Source organism: Micrococcales bacterium (genome assembly GCA_016703125.1).
Classification (GTDB): Bacteria; Actinomycetota; Actinomycetes; order S36-B12; family UBA10799; genus JADKAV01.
On the sequence record JADJCR010000004.1, the window covers coordinates 120,174 to 132,519 of the forward strand.

Consider the following 12,346-nt stretch of genomic DNA (forward strand, 5'->3'; position numbering starts at 1 on the left):
CACCATCGACACAAACCAGCCCCACCGGGCCGCACCATCATCACAATGGGTCCCGTGCCGGCGGGCAGGTCAGTAGTTCGGCTTCTCCGGTTCGACCTGGTTCACCCATGCGACGACGCCGCCGCCCACGTGCACGGCGTCGGCGAACCCGGCAGCCTTGACCAGCGCCAGCACCTCGGCGGATCGGCCGCCGACCTTGCAGTGCAGGACGACCTGCTTGTCCTGCGGAAGGCCCGCCAGCGCCTCCCCGGACAGGAACTCCCCCTTCGGCACCAGCACCGCCCCCGGAATGCTGACGATGTCCCACTCGTTGGGCTCCCGCACGTCGATGAGCACGAACTCCCGCTCACCGCGCTCACGCTGCTCGAGCATGAGCTGCAGGTCCTTCACGCTGATGGTGGAGTCCCTGGCCGCCTCGGCCGCCTCGTCGGAAACCGTGCCGCAGAAGTAGTCGTAGTCGATCAGACCCGTGACCTGGATCGTTTCGGGGTGCTTGCGGATCCGGACGGTCCGGTAACTCATCTCCAGGGCGTCGTAGATCATCAGCCTGCCGAGCAGAGTCTCGCCAACACCGGTGATCAACTTGACGGCCTCGGTGCCCATGATCGACCCGATGGATGCGCACAGGACCCCGAGCACGCCGCCCTCCGCGCAGGACGGGACCATGCCCGGCGGCGGGGGTTCAGGGTACAGGTCACGGTACTGCGGGCCTTGGGACTCCCAGAAGACCGACGCCTGACCCTCGAAGCGAAAGATGGACCCCCACACGTAGGGCTTGTCGAGCAGAACACACGCGTCGTTGACCATGTACCGGGTCGCGAAGTTGTCCGTGCCGTCCACGATCAGGTCGTACTGGGCGAAGATCTGGAGCACGTTGCTGTTGTCGAGACGCTCGTTGTGCACGACCACGTTCACGTGCGGGTTGATCTCGAGGACCGCATCACGGGCCGACTCAGCCTTCGGCCGGCCGATGTCGCTCTGCCCGTGGATGATCTGCCGCTGCAGGTTGGACTCGTCGACGATGTCGAACTCCACGATCCCGAGGGTGCCCACCCCGGCCGCGGCGAGGTACATCAGAGCCGGCGAGCCCAGCCCACCGGCACCAACACACAGCACGCGGGCGTTCTTCAGCCGCTTCTGGCCCATCATCCCGATCTCCGGGATGATGATGTGGCGGCTGTAGCGACGGACCTCGTCGACGGTCAGATCGGCGGCCGGTTCGACCAGCGGCGCAAGTTTCACTGCGGACTCTCCAACGGTTGGTTCTTTGCGACAACCGTGCCACGGCGCCGGTTTGTTCCCGACGGCCGGGGTGCGGGGCCCCGGACGGCATGCCAGACTCCCTCCCATGGTGCAGGTCACCGAAGCCCCTCCCCGCCGTTCGGCGCGCTGGCTGCCCTTCCACGGTGTGTTCGCGGTGGTCGTGGTCGTGGTACTCCTGCTGCCCGTCGCCCCCGCCGGCATCGAGGTGCTGGCACTGGTGATCGGCTACAACATCGCCGTGCCCGTGCTGGCCCGGCGATGGCAGGACGACGAGTTGTGGATCACCTGGGCGGTCCTGGCGCCGATGAGTGTGCTCATGGTGCTGCCTGACTGGTTCCTCTCGGCGATCCTCGGATCGATCACATTCCCCGACACCGGGTCGCCCTTCGTAGGCACAATGCCGGTCTTCATGGCCGGGATGTGGACCATCGCGCTGCTGCCGGTGATGATGCTCGGCCGCGATGTGGAGGCCCGTCGCGGCGCACCCACTGCCTTCACCGCCGTGACCCTGGTAGGACTGGCATTGTTCACGGTGGCGGAACGACTGGCCCCCGGCATCCCGCTGTGGGAGCCCCTCGGCGTGACGGAGGTCCTGGGCGTGGCCGTCTACGTCCTGGCCCCTGAGGCCGCCCTGTGTGTGGCCACGTATGCACTGGTGCGCGGCGCCCGGCAGCGGCCGGTCGTGGCCACGGCGGCCGGCATCGTAGCCGTCCCGTTCATGTACCTCGGCATGCTGGCGTCGTCCTACCAGTTCCTCGGCTGAGGCCTGGGGGGCGCGGGACAAGGCGAGCCGGTCAGCCTGGACCTGAGGCTCAGGCGAACGGCTCCACGAGGTGACGCCACGCCCGCTCCACCATCTCCGGATGCTCCATCTGCGCCACGTGACCGGAGTGCGGCAGCACCATGACCCGGCAGTGCAGGAAGTGCCGCGAGGCCCGCCGGGCGGCCCGGTGCCGCACGAGTTTGTCCCGCTGACCGTAGACCAGCAGCACCGGCACGCGGATGCGTTCGGCGAGTTTCCACGGCGCCTCGGGCCCCCGGTCGAAGAAGGTCGCCAGGATGCCGCGCAACGCCGACTGGAACGCCTCACCGGCCCACGGCTTCTCTGCGAGCAGGCGGACCTCCTCCTGCGCCTCGGCGACCCGCTCGGCCGGCACGCACGAGGGGTCGGCGTACACGATGTTCAGCGTGGCCCGCACCCGTTGTTCCGGCGGCAGTTTCGCCAAGCGGGTGGCGATGGCCTGTCCGACCCCGGGGATCGCGATCACGGGCAGCTGGATGTTGGTCCGCATCGGCAGCAGGTCGGGAAGTGCCGGGGAGATGAGGGTGACCGACCGGATGAGGTCCGGGTGCCGTGCGGCCAACTGGACGCTGATCGCACCGCCCATGGAGTTGCCGAAGAGGTGGACCGGCTCGGCGAACCGCTCCCGGATCAAGGCCGCGAGCACCTGCGCCTGTGCGCGCGGGCCGTAGTCACCGTCCGGGTTCGGCCCGCTGCGGCCGAAGCCAGGCAGATCCGGGGCGATGCCGTGCAGCCGGTCGGACAGCATCCACATGAGATCGGTCCAGTTCGTGGAGTTCCCGCCGAGGCCGTGCACGAACAGCGCCGGTGCACCCACCCCGGCCTCCCGCACGAAGATCTCCCGGCCGGCGGCGTCGAATACCACCCCTGGAACGCGTTCGCGGACTGACACCGGATCACGGTACCCGGGAGTACAGTGAGGGACGCGCGTCGAGGTGGCGCGCGAAGCAGATGCTACTGGCGAGTAACATAGGTGTTCATGTCCGTTGTCGAACCTGCCCGCCGCGGCGTGCGCCTGCCGAGAAAGGCACGCCGGGAGCAGTTGCTCGCCTCCGCGCAGGAGGTGTTCGTCGGCCGCGGATACCACGCGGCGGCCATGGACGAGATCGCCGATCGGGCCGGGGTGAGCAAGCCGGTGCTCTATCAGCACTTCCCGAGCAAGCTAGATCTCTACCTGGCCTTGCTGGAGCAATCCAGCCAGGATCTGGTCGAGCGGGTGCAGCTGGCTCTGGACACGACCGACGACAACAACCTGCGCGTGCGGGCAGCCATCGAGGCCTACTTCGCGTTCGTCGACGACAAGTCCGCCGCTTTCCGTTTGATCTTCGAGAGCGACCTGACCAACGAACCAGCCGTCGGTTCGATCGTGGAGGGCACCGACCACCGCTGCGCACTGGCCATCACCCACGTCATCGCCGCCGACACCGGACTTCCGCGGGACCAGGCGATGCTCGTGGCCATGGGACTCACCGGCATGGCGCAGACCGCCGCGCGGTTCTGGTTGCGCGACCAGGGGAGCATCCCGCGCGACCAGGCCTCGCAGGTCATGTCCGTGCTGGCGTGGCGCGGAGTGTCGGGCTTTCCCAAGACACACTGAGCTGCAGCGTGCGCCCAGCGCGAACATAGGCTGCGCGCCAGGGACGCCCCGCGGGTCCTGACGTAGGCTGTGGCCTGTGGCCAAGGCAGCAGCGAAGAACCCCATCGAAGTGAAGATCGGCGTGCAGTACTCACCGCGCGAGATCACCATCGAGGTGCAGCAGACACCCGATGAGGTCCACGCCCTCGTGGACCAGGCGGTCAGCGACGGCGGCCTCATCAGCCTCACCGACATCCGCGGCCATAAGGTCCTCATCCCGGCCGTGACCCTCAGCTACATCGAGATCGGTCCGCCCCAGGCGCGTCACGTCGGCTTCGGCAACACCTGAGCCTCAGGCGTTCAACCCCAGTTCCCGCATCCGCGCGGCATGCGCGTCGGTGAGCCGGGCGAACATCCGGCCGAGTTCGGCCAGGTCCGTGCTGCCCACCAGCAACTCGCCCATCGCTTCGCGCTCCGCGGCCACCCGCTGCGACTGTGACAATGCCTCACCGACCAGTCGGCGGCCCCACAGGGACAGGCGGCTCGCCAGTCGGTCGTCGGCGGCGATCATGCCTCGCACCGTCGGCACAACGAACGAGGAGTGCCCCAGATCCGCGCACACCTCATCGACGAGGCGTCGTGCGTCCTCCTCGAGGAACTGCCCGACCTCGCGGTAGAAGTCCGCGGCGATCCCGTCCCCCACGTAGATCTTGACCAGCGCTTCCGGATAGTCAGCCGGCGCAGTCGAGCGGTGGAAATTGTCGATGGGCGCCACGAAGGGCCGCATCGCGGCAATGGGATCGGCGCCGCGCGCCCGCAAGCCGTCCACGAGGATCTTGTAGTGCCCGTATTCGCCGATGGCCATCTCGGTGACCGCCTCGCGGCCGGCCAGATCGGGAGACAGCACCGCGTCCTGCGACAGCCGCTCGAACGCCTGTAACTCGCCATAGGCCAGCACCGCCAGTAGGTCGATGGTCGCTTCCTCGCGGGCATTGTCCACGGACCCAAGAATAGACGCCATGTCCGGTCGGCGAACCGTCACGGCCGCATGGGAGAATAGTTGCGACTATCAACGGAGAAGACCCTGAACGATCCAAGTTTTGAAGACCTCGGAGTGCGCGCGGATACCGTGGCCTCCCTGGCGGAGAAGGGGATCACGCACCCCTTCCGCATCCAACAACTCAGCCTGCCGCTGGCCCTCGCGGGGCATGACGTGATCGGCCAGGCCAAGACCGGCACCGGAAAGACCCTTGCTTTTGGCATCCCGCTGCTGGAGCGACTGACGCCCGGCGGCACCACGCCGCAGGCCCTTGTCATCGTGCCGACCCGCGAACTGTGCGTACAGGTGGCCGAGGACATCGCCGAGGCCGGCAAACTCGCTGGGGCGCGGGTACTGCCCATCTACGGCGGGAAGGCCTACGAGCCGCAGGTCGAGGCACTGAAGAGCGGCATCGACGTCGTCGTCGGGACCCCCGGCAGGCTGATCGACCTGCACAACCAGCGGATCCTCAACCTCTCGAAAGTCAAGTCCCTCGTCCTCGACGAGGCTGACGAGATGCTCGACATGGGCTTCCTGCCCGACGTCGAGAAGTTGGTGTCGATGGTCCCCGCGCAGCGGCAGACCATGCTGTTCTCAGCGACGATGCCCGGGCAGATCCTCAACCTGGCTCGCAGGTACATGACCCAGCCGACCCATATCCGGGCCACCGACCCCGGTGACGACACCGCGACGGTCGAGGCCATCGAGCAGCACGTGTGGCGTGCGCACTCGATGGACAAGCCCGACCTGATCGGCCGAATCCTGCATGCCGATGGCCGCGGGCGGACCATGATCTTCTGCAAGACCAAGCGCGCAGCCCAGCGCCTGTGTGACGAGCTCGTGGACCGCGGCTTCAAAGCCGGCGCCGTCCACGGCGATCTCGGCCAAGGCGCGCGGGAGAAAGCCCTGCAGCAGTTCCGGGACGGCACGATCGATGTCCTGGTGGCCACCGATGTGGCGGCCCGGGGCATCGACGTGGAGAACGTCACGCACGTGATCAACTACACGTGCCCCGACGACGAGAAGATGTACTTGCACCGCATCGGCCGCACCGGACGGGCCGGCTCGGACGGTGTGGCCGTCACCCTCGTGGACTGGGACGACATACACCGGTGGAAGCTCATCGACAAGGCCCTTGGGCTGCCGTTCGCCGACCCCATCGAAACCTACTCCACCTCCGAGCACGTGTTCACCGGCCTCGGGATCGCCAAGGATGCGCCGGCGCGGCTGAAGCCGCCCGCCCCGCGCGACGACCGTGCGCCCAAGCCGGAACGGCGTGGCACCGGCGGGGACCGGGAGCGCAAGCGCAGCCGGCCTGCACCGCAGGAAGGCGGGGACCGGCAGCGCAAGCCTCAGCGCCGTCGTCGGCGGACCCGGCGCGACAGCGGTGCACCGGCATCGGGCGGAGACGCCTGAGCCGCAGGCGTCGTGGTGTGCCAGCGCTGCGTTGACGCAGGGCACAGAAACCCTTCGGCGCTAGGCCTTGATGCGGACCCTGACCCAACTACGCGCCGAGCACACCGGGCACTTCATCCAGACACGGTCGGCCCGACCCGGCACGGGCATGTAGAGCAGGGGCATCGCCAGTCTCGCGACCTGCACCACCGAGATCACGGAGTTGCTGTCGCATTTCTCGCAGTGCAGCGAGACACTGCCCAGCGACGGCGGCTGGATCTCGTCGCTGAACAGCGCCCGCTTGCCCTGCGGATCGGTGCGGCGGCGGGGGCTGCCCGTGGGGACGGGGACGCGGCGCAGGGCCGCGGGACGCTCGCTCATGAGGCCTCCATGATGACAGCCGCGAGCTCGCGGTAGGCCTGGGCGCCGCGCGACCGGCGGGCGGTCGAGAGGATCGAACGACCCGTACCCGGCGCTTCGGCGAACCGTACGGACCGGGATACAGGCGGCAGCACTGGCAGGTCGTACTCGTCCTCGATGTCCTTGAGCACCTCACGGGACAACCGGGTGCGGGCGTCGAACATCGTCGGCAGGACCCCCATGATCCGCAGGTCCCGGTTGGTGTACCGGCGCACGTCGTCAATGGTCTCGAGCAGTTGGGCGACACCGCGGTGGGACAGCGTCTCGGCCTGCATCGGGATCAGCACCTCATGCGCCGCCGTCAGAGCGTTGATGGTCAACACACCCAGCGACGGCGAGCAGTCGATCAGGACGATGTCGTAGTCCGCGGCCACCTCCGCGAGGGCCTCCCGGAGCACGTACTCGCGGCCGGTGCGGTTTGCCAGCTGCATCTCCGCGCCGGACAGTTCGATGGAGGCGGGCAGCAGGTCCGGGCCCTCGGGTGTGGCCGTGATCGCCATGCGCGGTCCGAGCCGGCCCAGCAACACGTCGTGGATAGTGAACTGCGCCTGCTCTGGCTCGACACCCATCGCGAACGTCAGGCAGGCCTGGGGATCGAGATCGATCAGGAGGACCTTCTGGCCGGCCTCGGCCAGCGCGGCTCCGGTCGAAGCCACAGTAGTCGTCTTGGCGACGCCACCCTTCTGGTTGGCTACCGCCACGATCCGTGAATGCACGCCCCGCCCCTGAACTTCTTCCGCCCCGACTGGCACTATTGTGCCCCAGTGAGCACGCCACGGTCGATAGCCCTCCCGGATGGCGTGCGGCGTGTCGATGATCCCCGAACCGGCCTCGCCACGCTGCAGGCCCGCGGCACCGGACTCGGGACCGTGATTCTCGCACCGGGATTCACCGGCAGCAAGGAGGACTTCCTCGCCGTCATCGGCGACCTCTCCGCGATGGGCTGGTCCGTGGTGGCCGTGGATCACCGCGGGCAGTACGAGTCCCCGCGGGCCATGGCGTACGACCTGGACCTGTGGGCGGATGACCTGTGCCGCATGGCGCAGGGACTGCCGGGCCCGGTGCATCTGGTGGGCCATTCGCTCGGCGGGCTGATCGCCGGACGGGCGGCGGCAGGCTTCGACTGGGCGACGCTGGTGCTCCTGAACTCCGGCTCCGGACCGATCCACCCGTCCCAGCACGACAGACTGCGCCTGCTGATCAACGCCGTGGACCACTTCTCGATGGAGCAGATCTGGCAGGCGAAGGTGGCCGCCGACGCGGCCAACGGCCTCCCGGAGCCCCCGGCGGACATCCAGGACTTCCTGCACCGGCGATTCGTGCAGACCGACGCGCGGGGCATGGCGGCCATGGCGCGAATCCTGCTGGACGGGCCGCAGCAGGACCTCAGCCGGTCAACCGCCTCTCTGCTGGTCGCGTTCGGGATCGACGACCCGGATTCCTGGTCCTGGCAGACCCAGGTTCACCTCGCACAGCGGTGGCGCGCGCGCCTGGCCCTCATCCCGGACACGGCACACTCCCCGGCGGTGGAGGCGCCCGAAGCGACTGCCGCGCTGCTCGCTGCGTCGTTTATCCGGTCCGACGCCGACCGATGTGTAAGGAGCCGGCGCAGAGGGTATGCCCCGGGTATGCGCATCGTCACCCCGCTGGAGCCGGACACCACGGCGATCCGGCGCGCGCGCAAGACGGTGAGCGACCAGTTGTGGGCCTGGGGGCTGCCCGACCTGATCGACGATGCCGAACTGATCACCAGCGAGCTGGTGACCAACGCCATCCGGCACGCAGATGGCGTCGTGGAGTTGCGCATGAGTGCGCTGCCCCACCGTGTCCGGATCAGTGTCGTGGACAACGCGCCGGAGGTTCTGCCGACGGTCGCTGAGGATCGTGGTCTGCGGACCGGGGGCCGAGGACTCGCGCTGGTGGCCAAGATCGCCGCCGACTGGGGCTGCGAGACCGGAACCGGCGACAAGGAAGTCTGGGCCGAACTCCCCTGCTGAGGTTCACCCGGCGTAGGCGTCGACGAATCCGAAGACGGCGTTGCCGACCAGTTGCGCTGCGATCGCCGCGAGCAGCATGCCCGAGATCCGAGTGAGCACGGTGATCCCCGAGGTGCCCAGCACCCTGGCAATGGCAGTGCTGTAGCGCATGGCCAGGTAGAGCATCAGGTGCACGGCCAGGACCCCCAGCGCGATCGCCAGGTACTGCCCTCTGGTGTCCGCCTGCTGCATGAACAGCATGACGGCCACGATAGCCCCGGGGCCGGCGATCAGCGGGGTTCCCAGTGGCACGAGCGCCACGTTGACGTCCTCGTCCGCGGTTCCGATGCTGCCGCCTTTGCCCATCAGCAACTGCAGGGCCACAAGCAGCAGGAGCAGCCCGCCACTGGCTTGCAGAGCCGGCAGTGACACATGCAGGTAGTCGAGGATGGCCTGGCCGAACAGGGCGAAGCCCACTATCACCCCGAGGGCGGTCAGCGTGGCCTGCAGGGCGAGCCTGCGCATCTGCCGCGCACCGCGGCGGTGGGTCAGTGCTAAGAAGATCGGCACGATCCCCGGCGGGTCCATGATCACGACCAGTGTCACGAACACCGACCCGAAGAGCCGCCAGTCCACTACTGGTCTGCCGGCTGCTCGGGCGGCGCCGCCTCACCGAACAGCGAGATGCCCAGGACCCGGCGCGCCTCGCCGAGCACCGCGGCGTCGCAGTGCACGTCGTAGTGGTCGGCTGTGATCTGGCTGCGGGACAGGAAGTCCCGCTTGCCCCCGCTGAACGCGTACGAGATCAGGCCGAAGACGATGCCGAACGCCGCACCGTAGAGCACCCCCATGAGTACCAGCGACGTGGTGCTGCCCTCACCACGCGCGAACACGGACACGAACAGGCCGAGCAAGAGGCCGAACCACACCCCCATGCCCAGGCCGCTCAATGCCGCGCGGCCCCAGGACATCCGGCCCACCACGGCCTCGACGAGGCGCAGATCGACTCCCACGATGGCCACGTTCTGCACGGGGAACCGCTGGTCGCTGAGTTTGTCGACCGCCGATTGCGCCTCGGCGTACGTGGGGTAACTGGCCAGCACCGGCCGGCCTTCGAGCTGCTTGAACGGATCGGCGTTCGACATGCTCCGAGGGTATCGGTCGCTCAGCCGCGCAGTTTGTACTCCTCCAGCAGGCGCCGTGCGATGATCATGCGCTGGATGTCGGCAGTGCCCTCACCGATCATCAGCATCGGCGCCTCACGGTACAACCGCTCGATCTCGTACTCCTTGGAGTAGCCGTAGCCGCCGTGGATGCGGAAGGAGTCCTCAACGACCTCTTTGCAGTACTCGCTGGCGAGGTACTTGGCCATGCCGGCCTCGAGGTCGTTGCGGGCCCCGGAATCCTTGGTGCGGGCCGCGCGGACCATCATCAGGTGCGCCGCCTCGACCTTTGTGGCCATCTCCGCGAGGCGGAAAGCCACGGCTTGGTGCTCGGCGATCGGCTTGCCGAAGGTCACCCGCTGCTGGGAGTACGCCACACCGAGTTCGAAGGCGCGGTTGGCCAGGCCACAGGCGCGAGCAGCCACGTTCACGCGGCCCACCTCGACACCGTCCATCATCTGGTAGAAGCCCTTACCCGGCGTTCCGCCCAGCAGCGCGTCGGCCGGCAACCGGAAGTCGGTCATCACCAGTTCGGTGGTGTCGACGCCCTTGTAGCCCATCTTCTCGATCTTGCCGGGGATGGTCAGGCCGGGCAGGACCTCGCCGAAGCCGGAAGGCTTCTCGATGAGGAACGTGCTCATCTTCTTGTAGACGCTGGCGCTCTCGTCGGCCTCGGCGTCGGTGCGCACCAGGACGGCGCACAAGCTGGAACTGCCCCCGTTGGTCAGCCACATCTTCTGGCCGTTGAGCACGTAGTCGTCGCCGGAGCGGACCGCCTTCGACTGGATCGCGGCCACGTCCGACCCGCATCCGGGCTCGGACATCGAGAACGAGCCGCGCAGATCGCCGGTGGCCATCCGGGGCAGCCAGTCTTTCTTCTGGGCGTCGGTCCCGTGCTGCATGACCATGTACGCCACGATGAAGTGGGTGTTGATGATGCCGGACACGCTCATCCAGCCGCGGGCGATCTCCTCGACGCACAGGGCATAGGTGAGAAGGGACTCCCCGAGCCCGCCGTACTCCTCGGGAATCATCAGCCCGAAGATTCCCATCTCCTTCATGCCCTCGACGATCTCTGTGGGGTACTCGTCGTTGTGCTCAAGGTGCTGGGCCTGCGGGATGATCTCGTTCTCGACGAACTCGTGGACAGCGGAGAGGATCTCCTGCTGCACATCGCTCAAGCCCTCAGTCTGCGCCAAACGCCCCATGTCGCCTCCAACGGTTGTTACTCGTGAGTATCCCACCGCGCTTCGGCAGCGGCATCACGAGGTCCTGACAGGGTCGCGGACCCGCGGGATCCGGGCACCACTGCTCGCGCCCAGGTCCGGTCTCCGCTCAAGGGACCGGTCCCGACACTCCCAGGGACGCCCCGGCACCGCTTCAAGTCGTCGTCAAGCGCACGGGCTCGATGCCCACCCTCACGCGGCCCTTGCGGATCGTCGAACATTTGTCGAGCAGGTCGCAGGCCTGGCGCACCTTGAACGACGCCGGCACCTTGTACGTGACCTTCCTGGCCGTGGGCCGGTACACGTAGTAGTTGCGGGTCGCGCCCTTCTGCGTCAGGCAGACGGTCACCGACTTGGTGATGGTGCACCCCTTGTTGCGGGTGTTGGGCAGGTTCTTCAGCAGAGTGCGGTAGGTCAGGCCCGGCTTGAGGACCGTGCCGGCCGGCGACGTCGGCCAGATGCCGAGACCGAAGTCGTCCCATCCGTACCAGTCGACCTGGACCACGCCGTTGTGCAGCGACTCCAGGTAGGTCTGGGCCAGATATGCCGAGCCGAGGTTCTGCGAGTACTTCTTCTTCGGCCAGTTGTTGTTGCGGTTGTTGCCGTAGTTCATCTCCGTGTCGAGGATCGGCAGTTTCTTGTAGCCGGTGGCCGAGATGACCTGTTTCGCGTAGTCCAGCCCTCTGGCCCGGTCTGCCAGGTTGCCGTTGCCGGGGCCCTTCTTCAGCCAGGGGTACAGGTGCACCGCGATGCCATCGGGCTTGCCACCCCGGGCCTTCAGTGCCTTGAGGTAGCGCTTCAACCACCCGTTCTTGACGAACCCCTTGGTCTGCACGATCGTGCTCGACGCGGTGATGACTTTCGCTGCGGGATCCACCTCGCGGATGACCTGCTGCGCCGCCACCGTGAGCTGCGCCATCTCCACCGCACTGTCCCCGGACGCGCTGCTGAACATCGCGGTGAGGTTGGCCTCGTTCCACATCTGGTACTGGGTGATCAGGCCCTTGTAGCGCGTGGCCACCTCGCGGACCCAGGTCTTCCAGTACTCGATGCTCTTGGGGGCCGAACTGCTACCACCCGGGAAGTACTCGCAGTTCGTGTAGTTGCCCGGCGTGCACGGGGGCTTGAGGTTCGAGGCGGCCCACGCGGGCGTGTAGCCGAGAACGTACATCACGTCCTGCGCGCCGGTCGCCCGTGCGTTGGCCACGACCTGATCCAGCGTGGTCCAGTCGTAGACACCCTCCGCAGTGTTGACCTGGTCCCAGCGGACGTTGTTGTCCCAGATCCGGATGCCGCCGAAGCGGTCCTCCGCCGTGGGCGGCGTGGTGGTCAGGCTGTGGTCGTGCATACCAAACAACGCAGCCGGCACCTTCTGCGAGGTTCCCTTGACCTTGCCGGGCTTGGGCAACTCCGGTGGCGCCGCCGCTGCAGAGCCCGTCGCCAGCATCACCGCTGCCCCGGCCATTGCCAGGGATCTCATAACCAA

The 12,346-nt window shown here is 67.6% G+C and carries 14 protein-coding genes; 5 read left to right on the forward strand and 9 right to left on the reverse strand.

Going from position 1 to position 12,346, the window contains the following annotated elements:
• Positions 1–69: 69 nt before the first annotated feature.
• On the reverse strand, positions 70–1,242 hold the full coding sequence (moeZ, locus tag IPG68_07295; GenBank protein MBK6763083.1) for an adenylyltransferase/sulfurtransferase MoeZ: 1,173 nt from the start codon (positions 1,240–1,242) through the stop codon (positions 70–72).
• Positions 1,243–1,348: 106 nt separating this feature from the next.
• Here moeZ and IPG68_07300 point away from each other — a divergent pair, with 106 nt between their 5' ends.
• Positions 1,349–2,026, forward strand: a complete 678-nt coding sequence (locus IPG68_07300) for a hypothetical protein (protein ID MBK6763084.1) — start codon at positions 1,349–1,351, stop codon at positions 2,024–2,026.
• Positions 2,027–2,075: 49 nt separating this feature from the next.
• Here IPG68_07300 and IPG68_07305 read toward each other — a convergent pair whose 3' ends face one another.
• Positions 2,076–2,957 (reverse strand): alpha/beta hydrolase, encoded by an 882-nt coding sequence (locus IPG68_07305; GenBank protein MBK6763085.1) that lies wholly within the window; start codon positions 2,955–2,957, stop codon positions 2,076–2,078.
• An 87-nt stretch (positions 2,958–3,044) separates the two neighbouring features.
• On the opposite strand from IPG68_07305, the gene IPG68_07310 reads away from it, so the two are divergent.
• On the forward strand, positions 3,045–3,662 hold the full coding sequence (locus tag IPG68_07310) for a TetR/AcrR family transcriptional regulator (protein ID MBK6763086.1): 618 nt from the start codon (positions 3,045–3,047) through the stop codon (positions 3,660–3,662).
• Between the two features lie 103 nt (positions 3,663–3,765).
• Positions 3,766–3,990 (forward strand): DUF3107 domain-containing protein, encoded by a 225-nt coding sequence (locus IPG68_07315; GenBank protein MBK6763087.1) that lies wholly within the window; start codon positions 3,766–3,768, stop codon positions 3,988–3,990.
• 3 nt (positions 3,991–3,993) lie between these two features.
• Here IPG68_07315 and IPG68_07320 read toward each other — a convergent pair whose 3' ends face one another.
• Complete coding sequence (locus IPG68_07320; protein ID MBK6763088.1) at positions 3,994–4,662, reverse strand: hydroxylase; 669 nt, start codon at positions 4,660–4,662, stop codon at positions 3,994–3,996.
• Between the two features lie 39 nt (positions 4,663–4,701).
• On the opposite strand from IPG68_07320, the gene IPG68_07325 reads away from it, so the two are divergent.
• A complete protein-coding gene (locus IPG68_07325) occupies positions 4,702–6,096 on the forward strand; it encodes a DEAD/DEAH box helicase (protein MBK6763089.1) in 1,395 nt (464 codons plus the stop codon).
• 60 nt (positions 6,097–6,156) lie between these two features.
• Here the strand turns inward: IPG68_07325 and IPG68_07330 are convergent, their stop codons facing one another.
• Together IPG68_07330 and IPG68_07335 are read right to left on the reverse strand one after the other, a co-directional pair.
• A complete protein-coding gene (locus IPG68_07330; GenBank protein MBK6763090.1) occupies positions 6,157–6,456 on the reverse strand; it encodes a hypothetical protein in 300 nt (99 codons plus the stop codon).
• Positions 6,453–7,211 (reverse strand): ParA family protein, encoded by a 759-nt coding sequence (locus tag IPG68_07335; protein ID MBK6763091.1) that lies wholly within the window; start codon positions 7,209–7,211, stop codon positions 6,453–6,455. The genes IPG68_07330 and IPG68_07335 overlap by 4 nt, the downstream gene beginning before the upstream one ends.
• Positions 7,212–7,259: 48 nt before the next feature.
• Here IPG68_07335 and IPG68_07340 point away from each other — a divergent pair, with 48 nt between their 5' ends.
• Positions 7,260–8,492 carry an alpha/beta fold hydrolase gene (locus IPG68_07340; GenBank protein MBK6763092.1) on the forward strand — a complete coding sequence of 411 codons (1,233 nt, stop codon included), beginning with the start codon at positions 7,260–7,262 and terminating at the stop codon, positions 8,490–8,492.
• 3 nt (positions 8,493–8,495) lie between these two features.
• On the opposite strand, the gene IPG68_07345 is transcribed toward IPG68_07340, so the two are convergent.
• From IPG68_07345 to IPG68_07360, 4 genes are all read right to left on the reverse strand, one after another.
• Positions 8,496–9,107: a MarC family protein gene (locus tag IPG68_07345; protein MBK6763093.1), complete on the reverse strand. Its 612-nt coding sequence runs from the start codon at positions 9,105–9,107 to the stop codon at positions 8,496–8,498.
• Positions 9,107–9,616 (reverse strand): hypothetical protein, encoded by a 510-nt coding sequence (locus tag IPG68_07350; GenBank protein MBK6763094.1) that lies wholly within the window; start codon positions 9,614–9,616, stop codon positions 9,107–9,109. The genes IPG68_07345 and IPG68_07350 overlap by 1 nt, the downstream gene beginning before the upstream one ends.
• A gap of 20 nt (positions 9,617–9,636) precedes the next feature.
• Positions 9,637–10,842: an acyl-CoA dehydrogenase family protein gene (locus IPG68_07355; protein ID MBK6763095.1), complete on the reverse strand. Its 1,206-nt coding sequence runs from the start codon at positions 10,840–10,842 to the stop codon at positions 9,637–9,639.
• 172 nt (positions 10,843–11,014) lie between these two features.
• The gene (locus IPG68_07360; GenBank protein MBK6763096.1) at positions 11,015–12,340 is read right to left on the reverse strand and encodes an endo-1,4-beta-xylanase; all 1,326 of its coding nucleotides are present in this window, start codon (positions 12,338–12,340) and stop codon (positions 11,015–11,017) included.
• Positions 12,341–12,346: the final 6 nt, after the last annotated feature.

Bases quoted from the DNA above. Each gene is read 5' to 3' on its own strand.
- IPG68_07300 (MBK6763084.1), top strand. From the start codon at position 1,349: ATGGTGCAGGTCACCGAAGCCCCTCCCCGCCGTTCGGCGCGCTGGCTG.
- IPG68_07310 (MBK6763086.1), top strand. From the start codon at position 3,045: ATGTCCGTTGTCGAACCTGCCCGCCGCGGCGTGCGCCTGCCGAGAAAG.
- IPG68_07320 (MBK6763088.1), bottom strand. From the start codon at position 4,662: ATGGCGTCTATTCTTGGGTCCGTGGACAATGCCCGCGAGGAAGCGACC.
- IPG68_07330 (MBK6763090.1), bottom strand. From the start codon at position 6,456: ATGAGCGAGCGTCCCGCGGCCCTGCGCCGCGTCCCCGTCCCCACGGGC.
- IPG68_07350 (MBK6763094.1), bottom strand. From the start codon at position 9,616: ATGTCGAACGCCGATCCGTTCAAGCAGCTCGAAGGCCGGCCGGTGCTG.
- IPG68_07355 (MBK6763095.1), bottom strand. From the start codon at position 10,842: ATGGGGCGTTTGGCGCAGACTGAGGGCTTGAGCGATGTGCAGCAGGAG.
- IPG68_07360 (MBK6763096.1), bottom strand. From the start codon at position 12,340: ATGAGATCCCTGGCAATGGCCGGGGCAGCGGTGATGCTGGCGACGGGC.